The sequence below is a fragment of the Streptomyces sp. NPDC060027 genome (genome assembly GCF_042737005.1).
In the GTDB taxonomy this organism is placed as follows: domain Bacteria; phylum Actinomycetota; class Actinomycetes; order Streptomycetales; family Streptomycetaceae; genus Streptomyces.
On sequence record NZ_JBHWVI010000036.1, the window covers coordinates 16700 to 36427 of the forward strand.

Annotated in this window: 18 protein-coding genes and 2 pseudogenes; 18 read left to right on the top strand and 2 right to left on the bottom strand. The window is 69.2% G+C overall.

Annotated elements, in window-relative coordinates; all coding sequences use genetic code 11:
- The first annotated feature begins 16 nt into the window (after positions 1-16).
- From ACFWBT_RS12255 to ACFWBT_RS12290, 8 genes are all read left to right on the top strand, one after another.
- Complete coding sequence (locus tag ACFWBT_RS12255) at positions 17-334, top strand: type VII secretion target (RefSeq protein ID WP_385698621.1); 318 nt, start codon at positions 17-19, stop codon at positions 332-334.
- Positions 331-1689, top strand: coding sequence for a hypothetical protein (locus tag ACFWBT_RS12260; protein ID WP_385698624.1), 1359 nt, complete (start codon positions 331-333; stop codon positions 1687-1689). Before ACFWBT_RS12255 ends, ACFWBT_RS12260 begins: the two co-directional genes overlap by 4 nt.
- 122 nt (positions 1690-1811) lie before the next feature.
- A complete protein-coding gene (locus tag ACFWBT_RS12265) occupies positions 1812-2426 on the top strand; it encodes a hypothetical protein (protein WP_385698627.1) in 615 nt (204 codons plus the stop codon).
- 13 nt (positions 2427-2439) lie between these two features.
- Positions 2440-3135 (top strand): hypothetical protein, encoded by a 696-nt coding sequence (locus tag ACFWBT_RS12270; RefSeq protein ID WP_385698629.1) that lies wholly within the window; start codon positions 2440-2442, stop codon positions 3133-3135.
- 7 nt (positions 3136-3142) lie between these two features.
- On the top strand, positions 3143-4375 hold the full coding sequence (locus ACFWBT_RS12275; protein ID WP_385698632.1) for a hypothetical protein: 1233 nt from the start codon (positions 3143-3145) through the stop codon (positions 4373-4375).
- Positions 4376-4519: 144 nt separating this feature from the next.
- Positions 4520-4687: a hypothetical protein gene (locus tag ACFWBT_RS12280; RefSeq protein WP_385698635.1), complete on the top strand. Its 168-nt coding sequence runs from the start codon at positions 4520-4522 to the stop codon at positions 4685-4687.
- Between the two features lie 186 nt (positions 4688-4873).
- Positions 4874-6256, top strand: coding sequence for a nitrate/nitrite transporter (locus tag ACFWBT_RS12285; protein WP_385698638.1), 1383 nt, complete (start codon positions 4874-4876; stop codon positions 6254-6256).
- A gap of 123 nt (positions 6257-6379) precedes the next feature.
- Positions 6380-7531, top strand: a complete 1152-nt coding sequence (locus ACFWBT_RS12290) for a uroporphyrinogen-III synthase (RefSeq protein ID WP_385698702.1) — start codon at positions 6380-6382, stop codon at positions 7529-7531.
- Here the strand turns inward: ACFWBT_RS12290 and ACFWBT_RS12295 are convergent.
- Positions 7480-8034 carry a DUF1772 domain-containing protein gene (locus ACFWBT_RS12295; RefSeq protein ID WP_385698641.1) on the bottom strand — a complete coding sequence of 185 codons (555 nt, stop codon included), beginning with the start codon at positions 8032-8034 and terminating at the stop codon, positions 7480-7482. The genes ACFWBT_RS12290 and ACFWBT_RS12295 overlap by 52 nt on opposite strands.
- Positions 8035-8319: 285 nt before the next feature.
- Between ACFWBT_RS12295 and ACFWBT_RS12300 the strand changes: the two genes are divergently transcribed.
- The 6 genes from ACFWBT_RS12300 to ACFWBT_RS12325 all read left to right on the top strand — a co-directional run bounded on the left by ACFWBT_RS12300 (position 8320) and on the right by ACFWBT_RS12325 (position 15463).
- Positions 8320-8907 (top strand): CGNR zinc finger domain-containing protein, encoded by a 588-nt coding sequence (locus ACFWBT_RS12300; protein ID WP_385698643.1) that lies wholly within the window; start codon positions 8320-8322, stop codon positions 8905-8907.
- Between the two features lie 225 nt (positions 8908-9132).
- Complete coding sequence (locus tag ACFWBT_RS12305; RefSeq protein ID WP_037619265.1) at positions 9133-9663, top strand: sigma-70 family RNA polymerase sigma factor; 531 nt, start codon at positions 9133-9135, stop codon at positions 9661-9663.
- A 38-nt stretch (positions 9664-9701) separates the two neighbouring features.
- Complete coding sequence (locus ACFWBT_RS12310; RefSeq protein WP_385698646.1) at positions 9702-10484, top strand: anti-sigma factor family protein; 783 nt, start codon at positions 9702-9704, stop codon at positions 10482-10484.
- An 83-nt stretch (positions 10485-10567) separates the two neighbouring features.
- Positions 10568-12958, top strand: a complete 2391-nt coding sequence (locus ACFWBT_RS12315; protein WP_385698649.1) for a HelD family protein — start codon at positions 10568-10570, stop codon at positions 12956-12958.
- 417 nt (positions 12959-13375) lie between these two features.
- Positions 13376-14809: an NAD-dependent malic enzyme gene (locus ACFWBT_RS12320; protein WP_385698651.1), complete on the top strand. Its 1434-nt coding sequence runs from the start codon at positions 13376-13378 to the stop codon at positions 14807-14809.
- Between the two features lie 372 nt (positions 14810-15181).
- The gene (locus ACFWBT_RS12325; RefSeq protein WP_007382399.1) at positions 15182-15463 is read left to right on the top strand and encodes an HU family DNA-binding protein; all 282 of its coding nucleotides are present in this window, start codon (positions 15182-15184) and stop codon (positions 15461-15463) included.
- A gap of 282 nt (positions 15464-15745) precedes the next feature.
- Here ACFWBT_RS12325 and murA read toward each other — a convergent pair whose 3' ends face one another.
- A complete protein-coding gene (murA, locus tag ACFWBT_RS12330) occupies positions 15746-17086 on the bottom strand; it encodes a UDP-N-acetylglucosamine 1-carboxyvinyltransferase (protein WP_356748052.1) in 1341 nt (446 codons plus the stop codon).
- A 281-nt stretch (positions 17087-17367) separates the two neighbouring features.
- Here murA and ACFWBT_RS12335 point away from each other — a divergent pair, with 281 nt between their 5' ends.
- The 4 genes and pseudogenes from ACFWBT_RS12335 to ACFWBT_RS12350 form a co-directional block, all read left to right on the top strand.
- Positions 17368-17940: a YqgE/AlgH family protein gene (locus tag ACFWBT_RS12335; protein ID WP_385698655.1), complete on the top strand. Its 573-nt coding sequence runs from the start codon at positions 17368-17370 to the stop codon at positions 17938-17940.
- A 75-nt stretch (positions 17941-18015) separates the two neighbouring features.
- Positions 18016-18312, top strand: coding sequence for a DUF3039 domain-containing protein (locus tag ACFWBT_RS12340; protein ID WP_103554931.1), 297 nt, complete (start codon positions 18016-18018; stop codon positions 18310-18312).
- 346 nt (positions 18313-18658) lie between these two features.
- Positions 18659-19120, top strand: a pseudogene (locus ACFWBT_RS12345) (extracellular solute-binding protein); the annotation flags it as partial.
- Positions 19053-19725: pseudogene (locus ACFWBT_RS12350) on the top strand (carbohydrate ABC transporter permease); the annotation flags it as partial. The pseudogenes ACFWBT_RS12345 and ACFWBT_RS12350, both read left to right, overlap by 68 nt.
- Positions 19726-19728: the final 3 nt, after the last annotated feature.

The following is a 19728-nucleotide window of genomic DNA, read 5'->3' on the forward strand; positions in this document are numbered from 1 at the left end:
TCGAGGAGTAGGACGCGTGGCAGAGCGCTTGGCCGTTGACGGCGATGAGCTTGAGCACTTCATGAAGATGCTCAACAAGTCGGCCGATTCGCTGAAAGGTCTACGCAAGGCATTGAGCGACGCGACCGTCACGGGACTTGGTACCGATGATCTGGACTCCGCCTGCGAGGACTTCCAGGACGACTGGAAGTACGGCGCCGAGGAGATCGGTCAACAGACCGAGGACCTGGCCAAGATCGTGGGCCAGAGCAAGGACAGCTACCGCGAGGTCGACAAGGCGCTGGAGGAAGCGCTGAAGAAGTCCAGGAGTGCGAGAGGAAAGGGTTCGCAGTGACGTACGCCCCGGGGATCGAGACCACCCCGCCCTCCGACTCCGCCGCGCGGCGCAATGGCGATCTCCCGCAGGGTATGAAGTCCACGCCGTACGACCCCGCCATTCCGAACCCCGACTACCCTCATCTGGGGTTCAATCCGGTGCCGGGCAGCACCGAGACCGTACGGGCTCTGCACAAGAAGCTCGCCAACTGCGCCAAGGTGCTCGAAGAGACACATGGCCTCGTCGCGAAGCTGATGGAGGGCAGCTACTGGAAGGGTGACGCGGCCGTCGCCTTCCGGGAGCAACTCGACGGCGGCCCGCTGCCGTTGAACTTGAAGAACGCGGCGCACTCGGTGCGCAAGGCGGCGAGGCAGCTCGACCGCTGGGAAGGCGCGCTCGACGACTTCCAACGGCGCGCAAAGCGTCTGGAGGAAGACGCCAAAGAGGCACAGGCCGCGGTGGATTCGGCTCAAGGCCGCGCGAGCAAGGCGGGCGACGATCCCGACCTGGACAAGACAGGCTCCCGGCACGACTCCGCACAGAAGGCGCTGGCCCACGCGAACAGCGCCGTCGACGACGCCAAGGATGAACTGGAGAAGACCCGGGGCAAGGCGCGGAAGCTCGCGGAGGAGCACGAGCATCAGGCTCGCGTCCGAGCCGGCAAGATCCGCGACGCCACGAAGAAACTCGCGCCCCACGAGCCGGGATTCTTCGACGAGGCACTGGACTGGATCACAGACAACCTGCCGGACATCCTCAGTTGGACTGCCGCTGCGCTCGGGATCATCGCGCTGTTCGTGGTCACGGGTGGCACGGCGGCCGCGGTGCTGTTGCTGGTCGCTGCCACGTTGAGCGCGGGAGCGGTTGCCACACGCCTGATGGATCCCGTGGTCTGGGAGTCCTTGAAAGACGGTTTCACCAAAGGTGAGCTCGACGCCGACTTCTGGAGCAACCTGATCGGTGTAACGGCTGATGGGCTCGGAGCTCTGCCGGGAATCGGGGCTGTCGGCAAAGGCGCCTCTGCGGCGTGGCACGCGGCGGGAGAGGCAGGTGAAGTCCTCACCGTCGGACAGAGGCTCGCTACGTTCGGAGGCGAGACGATAGGGGCCGCTCGTGAACTTGCCGACCTGAAGAACCCGTTCACAGAATGGGCGGTCACCAAAGCGCCTCGTCTGACAAGGGCTGTAGAGGTGGCCGAGAAATCGGCGCCTTGGGCCGGTCTCGCAACCGCCAGTTATGGGCTTTCCGCGAGCTTGGCGGACTCCTTGGACAACGATTCGGTGGCCAACGTCGGTACGGCGATTGACGGCACATTCCTGGGGCCGATCGACGGCGCTGAAACAGTGGATCTGATCCGTCGCTTCTTTCAGTGATGTTCGTATCTGTGGCCCCGGCTTTTTCTATTCGGATGAGGAAGCGCGCAGTGCACATGAATCCTGTCGAGTACCCTACCGCTTGGGATCACCCGCCCACCCGGAAGGCATGGAAGAAGCACATGCTGATGAATGTGATCGGGCAGGCCGGTTGGGTTGCGGCGTTCCCTGGACTCCTGTACGTGATGGTGGTGTTCACATCTCAGGCGTACGTGCTCATTTTCGTGCCATTCCTCCTCTACTCGCTTTACCGGGCTGTCATGCAGATCAGCTATTTTTCTTGGGCCGCACGTATGCGCTGCATTCTGCAAGAGTATCCGTGGCAGATTATCAAGGAGATTCCTCGTGGCCTGGCCAAGCATCCTGAGGCAACGGATGAGGCGGCTTGGTTCGAATTCCGTGATCCAGATCATCGTGAGCGGAAGGTGCCGCTGGTTTTCATTCGGCATCAGCGTGCGCACTGGTGGCTGAAGCGCATTGGCAATGTCAGGACCAAGCCTGCCCTGAAGGCCGAGATCGAGCCTCTGTGGTTCGCGGGCGACCCCAGGTTCCTCGGCGTGATCGCGGCGTCCACCGCCGGCGCCGATGAGCCGAGGCGCCTCCACGTCCTCTACCAACGACCGGTGTTCGACAGTGGCCGCCCGCTTGACACCCGGGGAGCAGGGATTGCGGACGTGGATCGGGCGCGCCGTGCTGGTGCCAGGTATCTGGACGGCATCAGTCAGTCCCCCGCGTAGAGAGGCGAACGTCATGACCACTCCAGCACCTCGGTTCACGGTTCATCCGAGCGCCCGCGAGCCAGGTGACGGTGTCTGGTTCGCCACCCCGGCGGGTTTTCTGGACCTGCGTCTTGACGCCTTCACCAGGCCCTCGGACTCGCTGTCGGCGAGGAGCACCGCCGAGGAATTGGCCTCTGCCCTGAGCGCGGCTCCCGACGATGTTGTCCGAGAGGTATTGGTCACCCAGTTGACGACCGCCCAACAGATGCTCCGAGCGCTTCGCTCGGAGGGGGCTTCCCATTGCTCCCTGGGATTGCACCGGGATGACACCGGCGGGGCAGACGAGATGCCCCTCGTATCGCTCTTCACTGTCACGTGGGTAGACGTGGAGTGGGCCCCGCGCGGAATTACCGTGGGCCGTGCCGTGGTGGCGACCGAGGGGCACACCAATATCGAGTACGCCGAACTACCCTGTGGTCCGGCCACGTTCAGCGAGATGCTGCGCCTCCCCACCCACGAATCAGGCCTTCCGCAGAATCCTCTGCTTCAGGTCCATGCACATCTTGCTCACCCGGACGGTAGGGCATTGGTGCTCCTGACACTGAGCACGACGGCTTTGGCGCATCGCGAGCACTATCGCGCGATTCTGCGTCAGATCGCTCAGTTGGCCAGTTTCGACGACCCATTCGACAGTGCCGTCCCTGGGGTGGCTGACCAGTGGAGCTGAGGACTTCGTGAGTAAACGGCAGATCCGGCAGATGTTCCGGCTGATGGCTGCGGGGGAAGCGGTGCAGCTCACGAGTCCGATGGCCTCCGTGAAGAAGCTGGCCCGACTCGCCTTCATCGCCCAGCAGTTCGGCTACGAGTACGCGGACGTTCGCCAGGGCGGCGGGCGCAACAACGCGCTCACGATGCTCATCGTGCCCGACCCCGGCCCGCAGGCTCAGGCGCGTGCCGCGCAGAACTGGGCGCAGTATCCGCAGGCCGGCGACGGGGTCTCGTTGCCTCCTGTCGTCCCTGACGCGCTCGAACTCCTCAAGGCCCGCATCAACTTCGACCTCACCGGCAAGAACGCCGAGAAGCGGATGGTGTACGCGGCGGTCGGCCTCACCGTCGGGTGCGTCGTGCTCGGCGTGCGGGCCGGCGGGGACTCCGCCGCCTACACCGTGGCCGGAATCCTGTGGGCCGTGCTGATGGTCGTCCTCGGTGTCGGCCTCGTCGTCACGCGAAAGCGGAACACCAAGTTCGCGGCGCTGCTGCGGGCGGCCGGGTTCGCGCCCGTGACGGAGGAGGACGGGCGGGTGCGGTATCTGCCGCCGACGGCGGGGTACGGCGTCGCACAGGGGGCTGCCGGTCCGTACGGCCCCTACACCCCGTACGCCCCGCAAGCCCCGTACGCCGCTCAGCCGGGCACTGCCCCGTACGCCGGCCATCCGAGCGGTCCGTACGCCGGTCAGCCGGGCAGTGCCCCGCACGCCGGTCTGCCGGGCACCGCCCCGTACACCGGCCAGCCGAGCGGTCCGTACGCCGGTCAGCCGGGCACTGCCCCGCACGTCGCTCTGCCGGGCGGCCCCTACGCCGGTCCGGCCCAGGCACAGGTCCACCTCCCGGCCCAAGCGCCCGCCCAGCCGCAGAACCAGCCGCAGAGTCAGCCCCCGGCTCCGGTTCCGGGCCCCTACGCGTCCCAAGCACCCGGCCCGCACGGCCCGCAGGCCTCGTACTCAGCCCCGCCCAGTGCCGGTGCCTACGCCCAGCCCGGCGCTGCTCCTTACCCCCAGCCCGGCGCCGGTCCCTACTCCCAGCCCAGCCCCGTACCGCCGCAGCAGCAGCAACATCCCCAGCACCCCCACGTTCATCAGCCGCACCCCCAACAGCCCCCGTATCCCAACCCCCACCCCAATCCCGACCCCCACCAGAGCCCGTCCCAGCCCCAGCCCCAGCCCCAGTCCCAGCCCCCGGCGGAGTAAGCAGCGCCTGGCCGCCCCAGGCTTCCGGAAGCATGAATGCCCGGAAAATGTCGTGGGCAGTTGAGAAGGCCATGGTGTGACTCACCGCGCCCCGGTCCGCTGTGAAGGCCTGCAGTGTGTGGAGGCGGTGCGTGTCGTCGCCCGGTGCGCGGACGTACGCCGTCGGCGCGGGCTGTCCGCGAGGCCGGGATTCTTCTGGCCGGTGAGAGCGAGCTGCCCTCCGACCCGTTGCGTCCTGCGACCTGGGTTCTCGTCCGCGATCCCGCCGACGGGAGCTGGGCCATCACCTCGTACCACGACGCCGCCGCCTGAGGGGCTGGCCGGCCGGCCCTGCCCCGACCTGGCTCACCCGTTCCCGCCCCGTCCTCACCGTCGGGTCCGGGAGCGGGTGAGAGCAACGTTCCCTTCCGGTCACTCACAGGCACAGCGCGGAAACGCGTCCTCCCTACCTTCGGGAACAGCAGCCCAGTAAGCCCGAAGAACCAATGGAGGCGTGAGATGACTGCCCCAGCCACGAGTACAGCCCCTGCGCGGGGTGGTCGCTGGATCGAGGAGTGGGATCCGGAGGACGAGGTCTTCTGGGCGGACAAGGGGGAGAAGGTCGCCCGGCGCAACCTGCTCTTCTCCGTACTGTCCGAGCACATCGGGTTCTCCGTCTGGACCCTGTGGTCGGTGATGGTCCTGTTCATGGGGCCCGAGTACGGCCTCACCCCGGCCGACAAGTTCCTGCTCACCTCGATGGTGACGCTGGTCGGCGCCGTCGTGCGGGTCCCCTACACCTTCGCGGTCGCGCTCTTCGGTGGCCGGAACTGGACCATCGTGTCCGCGAGTCTGCTGCTCGTGCCGACCGTCGCCGCCTTCGTGGTGATGGAGCCCGGAACCTCGTTCAACACCTTCCTCATGGTGGGCCTGCTGGCCGGCATCGGCGGCGGCAACTTCGCCTCCAGCATGACCAACATCAACGCCTTCTTCCCGCTGCGGAAGAAGGGCTGGGCGCTCGGCCTCAACGCGGGCGGCGGCAACATCGGCGTCCCCGTCATCCAGCTCGTGGCGCTCGCCATCATCGGGGCGAGCGGCGGGCCCCGGGTACTCCTCGGGATCTACATCCCGCTCATCGTGGTGGCCGCCGTTCTCGCCGCCCTCTTCATGGACAACATCGCCTCCGTGAAGAACGACACCGGCGCCGCCCGGGACGCCGCGAAGGACGCGCACACCTGGATCATGTCGTTCCTGTACATCGGCACCTTCGGGTCGTTCATCGGCTACGCCTTCGCCTTCGGGCAGGTGCTCCAGGTCCAGTTCGGGCGTACGCCGCTCCAGGCCGCCTACCTCACCTTCATCGGCCCGCTGCTCGGTTCGCTGATCCGGCCCGTCGGCGGATGGCTCGCCGACCGCTACGGCGGCGCCAGGATCACGCTCTGGAACTTCATCGCCATGGCCGCGGCGACCGGGATCCTCGTGTTCGCCAGCATTGAGAAGTCGCTGCCGCTCTTCGTCGGCGTCTTCGTGGTGCTCTTCGTGCTCAGTGGGCTCGGCAACGGGTCGACGTACAAGATGATCCCCGGGATCTTCCAGAAGAAGGCCGTGGACAAGGGGCTCGAAGGGGAGGAGGCCGCGCGGTACGGGCGCCGGCTCTCCGGCGCCTCCATGGGGCTCATCGGCGCCGTGGGCGCGCTCGGCGGTGTCGGCATCAACCTCGCCTTCCGTCAGTCGTTCCTCAGCTCCGGCTCCGGCACCGGCGCCTTCGTCACCTTCCTCGTCTTCTACGCGGTCGCCTTCATGGTCACCTGGGCCGTATACCTTCGCCGTCCGGCCGCCTCCGGAGCGCGGGCCACCGCCACCGCAGAGGCGAAGTCCCAGCTCAGCTACGCCGAGGTGTGACGTAACACGCCCGACATCACCTTGATCCGAGCCTGTCACGGTCCGTTGACAGGCTCGGCTCAGCCACGGACGTACGACAGCACAGACCCCGTACGACGACTCGACGAGCGCGAGACGAGAGCCATGCACGACGAACAGCAGCGACCCGACCACGGGCCTCTCTCCGGGTTCACCGTGGGAGTGACCGCCGCGCGCCGGGCCGACGAGCTCGGCGTGCTGCTCCAGCGCCGCGGGGCCACCGTCGTACACGCGCCGGCCCTGCGGATCGTGCCCCTCGCCGACGACGGCGAACTGCTCACCGCGACCAAGGAGTTGGTCGACAACGCGCCCGACGTGGTGGTGGCCACCACCGCCATCGGATTCCGCGGATGGGTCGAGGCCGCCGACGGATGGGGCCTCGGCGAGGAACTGCTCGAACGGCTGCGCGGGGTGGAACTGCTGGCCCGCGGGCCCAAGGTCAAGGGCGCCGTACGGGCCCAGGGCCTGACCGAGGAATGGTCGCCGTCCTCGGAGTCGATGGCCGAGGTGCTCGACCGACTGCTCGAAGAGGGCGTCGACGGCCGCCGCGTCGCCGTACAGCTGCACGGTGAACCGCTGCCCGGTTTCGTGGAGTCGCTGCGCGCCGCCGGCGCCGAGGTGATCCCCGTGCCCGTGTACCGGTGGATGCCGCCGGAGGACATCGGGCCCGTGGACCGGCTGGTCGACGCGGCTCTCACCCGCGGCCTGGACGCGCTCACCTTCACCAGCGCGCCCGCCGCCGCCTCCCTGCTGTCCAGGGCCGAGGACCGGGGCCTGCTCCCCGAACTCCTCGCCGCGCTGCACCACGACGTCCTGCCCGCCTGCGTCGGCCCGGTCACCGCGCTGCCGTTGCAGGCCCACGGCATCGACACCGTCCAGCCCGAGCGCTTCCGGCTCGGCCCCCTCGTCCAACTGCTCTGCCAGGAACTGCCCGGCCGGGCGAGGACGTTGCCCATCGCCGGGCATCAGGTCCAGATCCGGGGACACGCGGTGCTGGTGGACGGGGCGCTGCGGCCCGTGCCGCCCGCCGGGATGTCCCTGCTGCGGGCGCTCGCGCGACGGCCCGGCTGGGTGGTGGCGCGGGCCGAGCTGCTGCGCGCACTGCCCGGTGCCGGTCGTGACGAGCACGCCGTGGAGACCGCGATGGCCCGGCTGCGTACGGCACTCGGCGCGCCCAAGCTGATCCAGACGGTCGTGAAGCGGGGCTACCGGCTCGCGCTCGACCCGGCCGCGGACTCCAAGTACGCCGACGTCTGAGGCCGCCGGCACAGGAACAGGGCACGGGCGAGGCAGGCCAGCGCGAGCGTCGACAGCAGGGCCCGTACGACGTTCCAGGCCACCCACGTGTCCTCGAACCGGTCGCGCACGGCGGCCGGGTCGACGATCCGCGACGGGTCGCCGGCGTCCGCGAGGCCGTTGTTGAGCGGGATGTTCACGGTCACGGTGACGAGGAACACGAGGGTGTAGGCGGCGAGGGCGGTGAACACCCACCACCGGTTCGGCTCGCCGCGCGACTGCCGGGCGGAGACCGCCGTCAGCACCAGGGCGCCCAGGAAGCTCAGGAAGAACACCGGGTTCTGGATGACGTCGTTGATGTTCTGCATGACCTCGATGAAGACGCGGTCGTCGCTACGGGCGAGCGCCGGCATCGTGGCGCAGGCGAAGATGTAGAAGACCCCGGCGATCAGGCCCATCGCGACCGTGGCCGCACCCAGTACACCCGCGGCGGTGCCGTGCCGTTCCGTGCTGTTGTCCGTCATGTCCCTCAGTCAACCGGCGCCGCGGCACAGGTGACATGGCCGAGGCGCGCGGCCGCATACGTGCGCGTCCACGACGCGATCGACCACGGTTTTCCCCTGCGCCACCGTGTGTTCCACCGCGCGCCCGGCCCGGCGGTCCACCGCGATGCCGATGCCGACGGCGCCCTTCGCCGTTCCCGGCCGGTGCGCGTCCGGTAAGGGGCGGTACTGAGTCTTCCGGCGGGGCGTCGGGGCATGCACTGTAGGGAGTACGACGGCGGGTGACCCCAAGGCGGTGACAGGCGCATGGCATCGGGCATGGCCACAGCCTCGTACGAGCTGCGGTTCGACTCCGGGCGGATCTGCCTGGATCTGACGGCGACCACCCATCCCGAGGAACGCCTCGACTCGGCCGCCCAGTTGGGTGCCTGGGTCAGCGCGTCCGGGCTGGTGCCCGCGGGAACCCCGCTGACCGCCGTGGACACGGCGTGGCTGCTCGGCTTCCGGGAACTGCGCGGACATATCGCCCAGTTGGTGCGCGGCGAGCTGGACGCGCGGCCCGCCGACAGCGCGCTCGCCCGCGTCAACGCCGTCGCCCTCGCCGCACCGCCCGCGCTCCGGGCCGTCCGCGCCGTCGACGGCTCGCTGCGGCGCGCCCCGCACACCCCGCCGCGCTGCGCCGAACTGCTCTCCGTGGTCGCCCGGGACGCCCTCGACCTGCTCACCGACCCGCCGGCGAGGGCTAGTCTGCGACAGTGCGAGGGAGACAACTGCCCGATCGTCTACCTCGACACCTCGCGGGGCCGGCGTCGGCGCTGGTGTTCCAGCGAGGTGTGCGGCAACCGGGAGAGAGTGGCCCGGCACCGGCGGCGGGCGGCTCTGGCGCGCGCCTGACCACACCCGTCCGTGAGGGGCCAGTGACGTGAGGTGATCGATACGCATTCTTTTCGGTGTCTACACATCTTCAACAGAAAAAATCCTGAACACTTTGAACACCCGCGTACCAACACACGTACCCGGTGATGAGCGACCGACTGGGGGAACCCCCGGACACCGGAGGTAGGCGTGCGCAAGGATTCAGCCGTGGCTGATGAACACAGGCCAAGGGCCCGACATCGCATGTCTCAGCAGTCCTCGTCGACAGAACCCGACGAGGAGCTGATGCGTGCGCTGTACCGGGAGCACGCGGGGCCGTTGCTGGCCTATGTGTTGCGCCTGGTCGCCGGAGACCGGCAGCGCGCCGAAGACGTTGTGCAGGAAACACTCATCCGTGCCTGGAAGAACGCCGGTCAGCTCAATCGAGCGACCGGTTCGGTACGCCCCTGGCTGGTGACGGTCGCCCGACGCATCGTCATCGACGGCCACCGCAGTCGGCAGGCCCGGCCGCAGGAGGTCGACCCGTCGCCGCTGGAGGTCATCCCCGCGGAGGACGAGATCGACAAGGCGTTGTGGCTGATGACACTGTCGGACGCGCTGGACGACCTGACCCCTGCTCACAGGGAAGTACTGGTCGAAACATACTTCAAAGGGCGTACCGTCAATGAGGCGGCCGAAACGCTCGGCATTCCCAGCGGCACCGTGCGCTCACGGGTGTTCTACGCCCTGCGTTCGATGAAGCTGGCGCTGGAGGAGCGGGGGGTGACGGCATGAACACGTACGGGGGTTACGGAACAGGTGGGCCGGGAGCCATGCAAGGTCCACGCGGACAGCAGGGGTCCGGCGACATCCACGAGACGGTCGGCGCCTACGCCCTCGGCATTCTCGACGACGCCGAGGCGACAGCCTTCGAGGAGCACCTCGCCACCTGCGAGTGGTGCGCCCAGCAGCTCGACGAGCTCGCCGGGATGGAGCCGATGCTCGCCGCGCTCGCGGACCTGCCCGCCTCGCAGGGCAGCCCGGCCATCGGCGAGTCCCTCTCGGCCCGCCCGAGCCCACGGCTCGCGGAGCGGCTGGTCGACGAGGTCTCGGCGCGGCGCGCCCAGAAGCGCCGGCGCGGCATGTACCTGGTGGCGGCCGCGGCCGCGCTGATCATCGGCGGTCCGCTGACCGTCATGGCCGTCAACGGCGGCGGCGACGGCGGGACGAACCCCCCGCAGGCGCACCCCACCAGTCCCGCCAAGGCCGCCTTCGAGGTCATGACCGACAAGACGGAGGCCACGGACGCGAGCACCAAGGTCAACGCCGTCGTCGCCGTCGAGCCGAAGGACTGGGGCACCCACGCGGTCCTCCAGCTCAAGAACGTGACGGGTCCGCTCAAGTGCTCCCTGATCGCCGTCGGCAAGAACGGCGAGCGCGAGACGGTGACCTCCTGGGCGGTCCCGAAGTGGGGCTACGGCATCCCCAACGCCAAGACCGAGGAGGCCAAGCAGCCCCTCTACGTGCACGGCGGCGCGGCCTTCACGCCGAACCAGATCGACCACTTCGAGGTCATGACCTTCGACGGGAAGCGGCTGGTCGAGGTGGACGCGTGAGCGAACCCCGGGCGCGCACGTAGCCTGTCGGGCCTCCCTTCGCGTACGGTTGACGGCTGCCCAGCACGTCAGAAGGGGGCCCGGTGGCCGCACAGGCTCAGCAGGAAACTGCGCTCGGCTCGGTCCACTCATCCGTACCGGAGAACTCCGTCAAGGACGACTCCGTACGGGACAGTGAGATCGGTGTCGAACAGGAACATCTCGACCGGGTCTACCGGCGCCTCGAGGAGAAGATCCACGAGGCCGAGTTCCTCATGCACGACGCCGCCCAGCGCGGTCACGTCGGGACGCCGGGGGCGCTCGCGGAGCGGGACGCCCAGGTGTTCCGTGCGGGAATCCACCTCAACCGTCTGAACAACGAGTTCGAGGACTTTCTCTTCGGCCGGATCGACCTGCTCCGCGGGAAGGACGGCAAGAAGGGTCCCGACGGCGCCTACACGGCGGTGGAAGCCGCCGAGGGCGCGGTCCGCGAGGACAACACGGCCGACATCGCGGAGACGCTCCACATCGGCCGTATCGGCGTCCTGGACGCCGACTACGCGCCGCTGGTCATCGACTGGCGGGCGCCCGCCGCTGCCCCGTTCTACCGCTCCACCCCGGTCGACCCCGGTCGAGTCGTACGCCGCCGGGTCATCCGCTCCAAGGGCCGCAGGGTCCTCGGCGTCGAGGACGACCTGATGCGCCCGGAGGTGAAGGCCTCCCTGGACGGCCGTGAGCTCCCCGTCATCGGCGACGGCGCGCTCATGGCCGCGCTCGGACAGGCCCGCAGTCACACCATGCGGGACATCGTGGCGTCCATCCAGGCCGAGCAGGACATGGTGATCCGCGCGCCCGCCGCGTCCGTGACCTACGTCGAGGGCGGGCCCGGCACCGGCAAGACGGCGGTGGCCCTGCACCGGGCCGCCTACCTCCTCTACCAGGACCGCCGCCGGTACGCGGGCGGCATCCTGATCGTCTCCCCGACCCCGCTGCTCGTCGCCTACACCGAGGGCGTGCTGCCCTCGCTCGGCGAGGAGGGCCAGGTCGCGATCCGTGCGATCGGCTCGCTCGTCGACGGCGTGGGCGCCACGCTGTACGACTCCCCGGCGGTGGCCCGCGCCAAGGGCTCGCACCGGATGCTGAAGGTGCTGCGGAAGGCGGCACGCGGGGCGCTGGAGGCGCCGGCCGGTGCGGCCGGGAACGCCTCCGGCCAGCTCGCTCTCGGGGAGCCCGACACGGCCCCCGCCGGTCCTCCCACCCGCCTGCGGGTCGTCGCCTTCGGACGCCGGCTGGAGCTGGAGTCCGCCGAGCTGAACCGCATCAAGAACAACGCGCTCAGCGGGACCGCGCCGGTCAACCTGCTGCGGCCGCGCGCACGCAGGCTGCTGCTCGACGCGCTGTGGGCGAAGTCGGGTGCCGGGACCCGGCACACCGACCCGGAGCTGGCCGCCGAGCTGCGGTCCTCCTTCGACGAGGACGTCACCCTGGAGGACAGCTTCCTGGCCTTCCTGGACGCCTGGTGGCCGGAGCTGACCCCGCGCGGGGTGCTGACGGCCATGGCCGACGAGCGGCGGCTCGGGCGCTGGGCGCGCCGGATCCTCAACCCCGGCGAGGTCCGCCGGGTGGCGCGCTCGCTGAAGCGGGACGGGTTCTCCGTGCACGACGTGGCGATGCTCGACGAGCTCGAGGCGATCGTCGGGACGCCCGCCCGGCCGAAGAAGCGGCGCGATCTGGATCCGCTGGACCACCTCACCGGTCTTGAGGAGCTGATGCCCCACCGCGAGGAGACGCAGCGCGAGCGCGCCGAGCGGCTGGCGCAGGAGCGGACCGAGTACGCGCACGTCATCGTCGACGAGGCGCAGGACCTCACGCCCATGCAGTGGCGGATGGTCGGCCGGCGCGGTCGGCACGCCACCTGGACGGTCGTGGGCGACCCGGCCCAGTCCTCGTGGTCCGACCCCGACGAGGCGGCCGAGGCCCGTGACGAGGCTCTCGGCACCCGGCCCCGGCGCCGTTTCACCCTCACGGTCAACTACCGCAACCCGGCCGAGATCGCCGAGCTGGCCGCCAAGGTCCTCGCCCTGGCGATGCCGGGCTCGCAGTCGCCGTCCGCCGTACGGTCGACGGGTGTCGAACCGCGGTTCGCGGTCGTGCGGGACTCCCTCGCCCAGACCGTGCGCGCCGAGGCGGCCCACCTCCTGGACCGCGTCGACGGCACCGTGGGGGTCGTCGTCGCCATGAACCGGCGCGAGGAGGCCGCGCGCTGGCTCGCCGGGCTCGGGGACCGTGTGGTGGCCCTCGGAAGCCTGGAGGCCAAGGGACTGGAGTACGACGCGACGGTGGTCGTATCGCCCGCGGAGATCGCGGACGAGTCGCCCGCCGGACTGCGTGTCCTGTACGTCGCCCTGACCCGGGCCACGCAGCAGCTCACCGTCGTCTCCAGCGACCGCGACGACCCCGACGCGAACGGAGTCCCCGATCTCCTGCGGGACTGACCCGGTCCCCTTCCCCGTCCGTGCCCCGGCCGCCCCGTCCCGCGGAAAAGAACTCTGGGGACGGGAATTGCCTTACGAGGATCGTTTGTTACCTTTGACGTGGCACCGGCCCGATCCAAGCCCCCGGGCCCAACCTTCGTCGCTACGAGCGACCACTTGCCGCGAGGCGAGCATGGCGGGTCGGTGTCATTGAACGTCGTCCTTCACCGAAGGACCTGAAGAGGCCCACGTCACCCTGTGACGTGGGCCTCTTTCGTTGCCCGAACACTTCTCGTAGAGTGGAATCCATTTTCCGAAACCGCAGGCGCCCCGTGAACAAAACGTTCGCAATCAGGGGCGACTACCCCGTACCCAGGGGTAGGTGCGACGATCGGACGGCACAAAGCAGTGACACGGTGAAAGCAGAGGAAGTCGGCCATGGCAACGGCGCCCAGCGTCTCCTACTCGATGACGGTCCGGCTGGAGGTGCCCGCGAGCGGAACCGCGGTCTCGCAGCTCACCACGGCCGTCGAGTCCCACGGAGGCTCGGTGACCGGCCTCGACGTGACCGCCTCCGGCCACGAGAAGCTCCGGATCGACGTCACCATCGCGGCGACCTCCACCTCGCACGCCGACGAGATCGTCGAGCAGCTGCGTGACATCGAGGGCGTGACCCTCGGCAAGGTGTCCGACCGTACGTTCCTCATGCACCTCGGCGGCAAGATCGAGATGCAGTCCAAGCACCCGATCCGCAACCGTGACGACCTCTCCATGATCTACACCCCGGGTGTGGCCCGGGTGTGCATGGCGATCGCCGAGAACCCCGAGGACGCCCGCCGCCTCACCATCAAGCGCAATTCCGTTGCGGTCGTGACGGACGGCTCCGCCGTGCTGGGCCTCGGCAACATCGGCCCGATGGCCGCGCTGCCCGTCATGGAGGGCAAGGCGGCCCTCTTCAAGCGGTTCGCCGGCATCGACGCCTGGCCGCTGTGCCTGGACACCCAGGACACCGACGCGATCGTCGAGATCGTGAAGGCGATCGCCCCCGGCTTCGCGGGCATCAACCTGGAGGACATCTCCGCGCCGCGCTGCTTCGAGATCGAGGCCCGGCTGCGCGAGGCCCTCGACATCCCCGTCTTCCACGACGACCAGCACGGCACGGCGATCGTCGTGCTCGCCGCCCTGACCAACGCACTTCGTGTCGCGGGCAAGGCGATCGGCGACATCAGGGTCGTCATGTCCGGTGCGGGCGCGGCCGGTACGGCCATCCTCAAGCTGCTCATCGCGGCAGGTGTGAAGAACGCCGTCGTCGCCGACATCCACGGCGTGGTGCACGCGGACCGCGCCGACCTCGTCGAGGCCGCCGCGGACTCGCCGCTGCGCTGGATCGCGGACAACACCAACCCCGAAGGCCTCACGGGCACGTTGAAGGAGGCGGTGCGCGACGCCGACGTGTTCATCGGCGTCTCCGCCCCGAACGTGATCGACGGCGATGACGTGGCCGCGATGGCCGAGAACGCCATCGTGTTCGCGCTCGCGAACCCCGACCCCGAGGTCGAACCGGCAATCGCCCGCCAGACGGCGGCAGTTGTGGCCACCGGCCGCTCCGACTTCCCCAACCAGATCAACAACGTCCTGGTCTTCCCGGGCGTCTTCCGTGGCCTCCTGGACGCCCAGTCGCGTACCGTCAACACGGAGATGATGCTCGCCGCCGCGACCGCGCTCGCGAACGTGGTGACGGAGGACGAGCTCAACCCGAACTACATCATCCCCAGCGTCTTCAACGACAAGGTCGCGGGCGCGGTCGCCGGAGCGGTGCGTGACGCCGCGAAGGCGGCGGGGGCGGCGGAAGCGGCCAACGCGACCGTGTAGTACGGGTCGAGCCGGGGCGCACGACCGCGTGAGAACGGTCGTCGTCACGCCTGTGACGGGCGCCACGACCGCCTGGAACCCGGCGCGTCGCGGAACGCGGGGCCAGTGGCCGCCTCTAGGGTGGCGGCCAGGCTCAGGCCTCGCAGGCCTATCCGTGTGACCCCCAAGGGTGTTCGTTTGACTCCCAGGGGTGCCGGATTGGCTTTCCCGCCGCAGGTGGGGGCAGGATGCGTCTTCGGGCGCGACGGTCTGGCTACGGACCCGGGTCCGGGGGCCGACCGAGGACCCTGGCAGCATCGGCTTCACTGTGCCCGATATGCGGCTCCGCCGCGTGGCACGCCTCAACAGCAAGAAGAACACGGGAGTAACAACATGAACCGCAGTGAGCTGGTGGCCGCGCTGGCCGACCGCGCCGAGGTGACCCGCAAGGACGCCGACGCCGTTCTGGCCGCTTTCGCCGAGACCGTCGGCGAGATCGTCGCCAAGGGCGACGAGAAGGTCACCATCCCCGGCTTCCTGACCTTCGAGCGCACCCACCGTGCCGCTCGCACCGCGCGCAACCCGCAGACCGGCGACCCGATCCAGATCCCGGCCGGCTACAGCGTGAAGGTCTCCGCGGGCAGCAAGCTCAAGGAAGCCGCCAAGGGCAAGTAAGGCCGGCCGGTACGTTCCCGCGGGCGCGGGACGCGTACCAGGCACAGCAACGCCAATGGGGCGGCCCCTTTCAGGGGGGCCGCCCCATCGTCGTACGTGCGTCCGCCGCGCGACCGGCCGAGCGCCTTGCCCGGCAGTTCGAGCGTCAGCCCAGTGCCTTGCCCGGCAGTTCGACCTTCGCGCCCAGCTCGACGAGCTTGTCCATGCTGTGTCCACCCGGGGGATAACCCCCGGACCCCCAGCCGGAAAGACGCTGCCCGGGCCGGAGCGGAGAGGCCGGCGTCAGCCCAGTGCCTTGCCCGGCAGTTCGACCTTCGCGCCCAGCTCGACGAGCTTGTCCATGAAGTTCTCGTAGCCGCGGTTGATGAGATCGATGCCGTGGACGCGGGACGTGCCCTGCGCCGCCAGCGCCGCGATGAGGTACGAGAAGCCGCCGCGCAGGTCGGGGATGACCAGGTCGGCGCCCTGGAGCTTCGTCGGGCCCGAAACGACCGCGGAGTGCAGGAAGTTGCGCTGGCCGAAGCGGCAGCTGGAGCCGCCGAGGCACTCGCGGTAGAGCTGGATGTGAGCGCCCATCTGGTTCAGCGCGGAGGTGAAGCCCAGCCGGGACTCGTACACCGTCTCGTGGATGATGGACAGGCCGGTGGCCTGCGTCAGCGCGACGACCAGCGGCTGCTGCCAGTCCGTCTGGAAGCCGGGGTGGACGTCCGTCTCCAGGGCGATGGACTTGAGCTGGCCGCCCGGGTGCCAGAAGCGGATGCCCTCGTCGTCGATCTCGAAGGCGCCGCCCACCTTGCGGTAGGTGTTCAGGAACGTCATCATCGACCGCTGCTGGGCGCCGCGGACGTAGATGTTGCCTTCGGTCGCCAGGGCCGCGGAAGCCCAGGAGGCGGCTTCCAGGCGGTCGGGGAGGGCCGCGTGGGTGTAGCCGCCGAGCGTGTCCACACCGGTGATGCGGATCGTCCGGTCGGTGTCCATCGCGATGATGGCACCCATCTTCTGCAGGACGCAGATCAGGTCCTCGATCTCCGGCTCCACGGCCGCGTTCGAGAGTTCCGTGACGCCCTCCGCGAGCACCGCGGTCAGCAGCACCTGTTCGGTCGCGCCCACGGACGGGTACGGCAGCTGGATCTTGGTGCCGCGCAGCCGCTGCGGGGCCTCCAGGTACTGGCCGTCCTCCCGCTTCTCGATCTTCGCGCCGAACTGCCGCAGCACCTCGAAGTGGAAGTCGATCGGCCGGCCGCCGATGTCGCAGCCGCCGAGCCCCGGGATGAAGGCGTGGCCCAGCCGGTGCAGCAGCGGGCCGCAGAAGAGGATCGGGATGCGCGACGAGCCCGCGTGGGCATCGATGTCAGCGACGTTCGCGCTCTCGACGTGGGAGGGATCGAGGACCAGCTCGCCGGGCTCCTCACCCGGACGGACGGTCACACCGTGCAACTGCAGCAGCCCGCGTACGACACGCACGTCGCGGATGTCGGGGACATTGCGCAGCCGGCTCGGCCCGCTGCCCAGCAGGGCGGCGACCATGGCTTTCGGTACGAGGTTCTTCGCACCGCGGACACGGATCTCGCCCTCAAGCGGGGTTCCGCCATGGACAAGCAGGACATCGTCGTTGACGGTCATGTATCTCGCGTTCCGATGAGTTGGGCAGGTGTGGGTCGTCGGCAGGCCGGTCGTACGGGAGCCGAACAGCAAGGGTAATGGCCGCCCACCCCGGCGTAGGAAGCCTGCGGAGGACTCAGGTGCGTCATAGCTTGGACACAACACGAACCGTTCCGAATCGGGCACACGGGGTCACCGGTCCCGGTGTGCGCGGGCAACGCCTCGTTGCGCCCTGAGCTGCATTCACTCCCGTACGGGTATTGGGTCCCCACATGAAGGGAATGTGCGGGATCATGTCTGGCATGACCGAGGTGTCCTCGCTCACAGGGCGGCTGCTCGTGGCCACGCCCGCCCTGGCGGACCCGAACTTCGATCGCGCGGTGGTGCTGCTCCTCGACCACGACGAGGAGGGCTCCCTCGGTGTCGTCCTCAACCGTCCGACCCCGGTGGGCGTCGGGGACATCCTGGAAGCCTGGGCCGGCCTGGCCGGGGAACCGGGTGTCGTCTTCCAGGGCGGTCCGGTCTCGCTGGACTCGGCGCTGGGGGTGGCGGTCGTCCCGGGCGGCGCGGCCGGTGAGCGCGCGCCACTCGGCTGGCGGCGGGTGCACGGAGCGATCGGTCTGATCGATCTGGAGGCCCCGCCCGAGCTCCTCGCCTCGGCCCTCGGCTCCCTGCGCATCTTCGCCGGATACGCGGGCTGGGGCCCCGGCCAGCTGGAGAACGAACTGGTCGAGGGAGCCTGGTACGTCGTCGAGTCCGAACCGGGAGACGTCTCCTCCCCGTCGCCGGAGCGCCTGTGGCGCGAGGTCCTGCGCCGCCAGCGCAGCGAGCTGGCGATGGTGGCGACCTACCCCGACGACCCCTCCCTGAACTGACGGTCGCACCGGCCCCGGACGGGCGCGCGACCCTTCCCTCATCTGATGGCCGTGACCCCCAGTACCCTTGGCTCCATGAGCACTCTTGAGCCTGAGACCCAGCCCCAGCGAGGCACGGGGACGGGGACCCTCGTAGAGCCGACGCCGCAGGTGTCGCACGGCGACGGGGACCACGAGCGCTTCGCCCATTACGTCCAGAAGGACAAGATCATGGCGAGCGCGCTGGACGGCACGCCCGTCGTGGCGCTGTGCGGCAAGGTGTGGGTACCGGGCCGCGACCCGAAGAAGTACCCCGTGTGCCCCATGTGCAAGGAGATCTTCGAGTCCATGGGCGCCGGTGGCGACCAGGGCAAGGGCGGCGACAAGAAGTAACGCCGAGGCTTCTCCCGGCGCAGTACGCCGCGTGGACCGAGCACGGCCGCGACACCCCTGGGCGAGGGGCGTCGCGGCCTTGTCGTATCCGGGGCCGGCCGTGCCCCGCGGCGACCCGCGGCGACCCGCGAAGGCCTCGTGGGAGGTCGCCGAGGGCTGAGCGTTGCACGGAGTGCGTCCCGTGGTCACAGAGTGGTTGAGACCTCTTGTGGGCATGTTCCTGTACTCCTTAGCCTCCGGAGTGTTGTGCAGAGCAAAACTGCCATTGCGCATGCTGCAACGCACCCTCACCGGAGGACGCTCGATGAAGCTCTCTGCCCTCACACCCCTCGCGGCCCGGACGGTCGCCTCGGACACCGACCCGACGGCCCGGTAGTCGGTGACGGTGGACGGGAGAATCTACGGCGCCCCCTACTTCGTCGGCGTCCGCGCGCTCCACTACCGCACGGACGTCTTCGAAGAACTGGGCCTCGACGTCCCGAGGACCCGGGCCGAACGGGCGGACACCGCCGCGCTCTTCGGGGACGCGAACTGTCCCGCCGCCAAGTGCGCGGGCATGGGCGGCAACGACACGGTGACCTCGTTCGCGTCCGGCAACAGCATCGGCGTCCTGAGGAGCACCTCGCACCGCACGCTCGCCCTCGACCTGATGGAGCGGTCGGCGCCCAAGAAGGCCCAGGGCGAACTCTTCGACGCGATGGGCTTCCTGCCGACCTGCACCGACGTCACGTCAGCGGGCCGCCCTGGAATCCTTCCGGCGCGTCCTCGGGCAGCGGGAATTCGGCCGGTACTTCCTCAACGGCCTTCTCGTGGCGGGCTCCCTGGTGGTGGCCTCGGCGCTCATCGCGTTTCTCGCGGCGACAGCGGTGACCTGATTCCGCTTCCGATTCCGGACCACCCTGCTGATCATGTTCCTGGTGGGCCGGATGGTGCCCGTCGAGGCCCTGACGATCCCGCTGTTCTTCCTCATGCGGGACTTCGGCCGGCTGAACACCCTGGGCTCCCTGATCGTGCCGCACATCGCCTTCTCGCTGCCCTTCGCGATCCGGATGCTGCGGGGTTTCGTCAAGACCGTTCCGGACGCGCTGGAGGAGGCCGCGTACATCGACGGTGCGAGCCGCGCGCGATTCCTCCGGCAGATCCTTTTCCCGCTCGTCCTCCCCTGGCTCGTGGCCGCCGGCGTGCTTTCCCTCATCTCGGCCTGGAACGACTTCCTGTTCGCCAAGTCCTTCATCATCAGCGACACCTGGCGGTCCACCCTGCCGATGGCCCTTCGTCTTCTACAAGCCGGACGAGCCCGACCGGGGCGGTGTCATGGCCGCCTCCACGGTCATGACGATTCCGGTGCTGATCTTCTTCGTACTCGTACAGCGACGACTCGTCTCCGGCCTCGGCGGAGCGGTAAAGGACTGATGG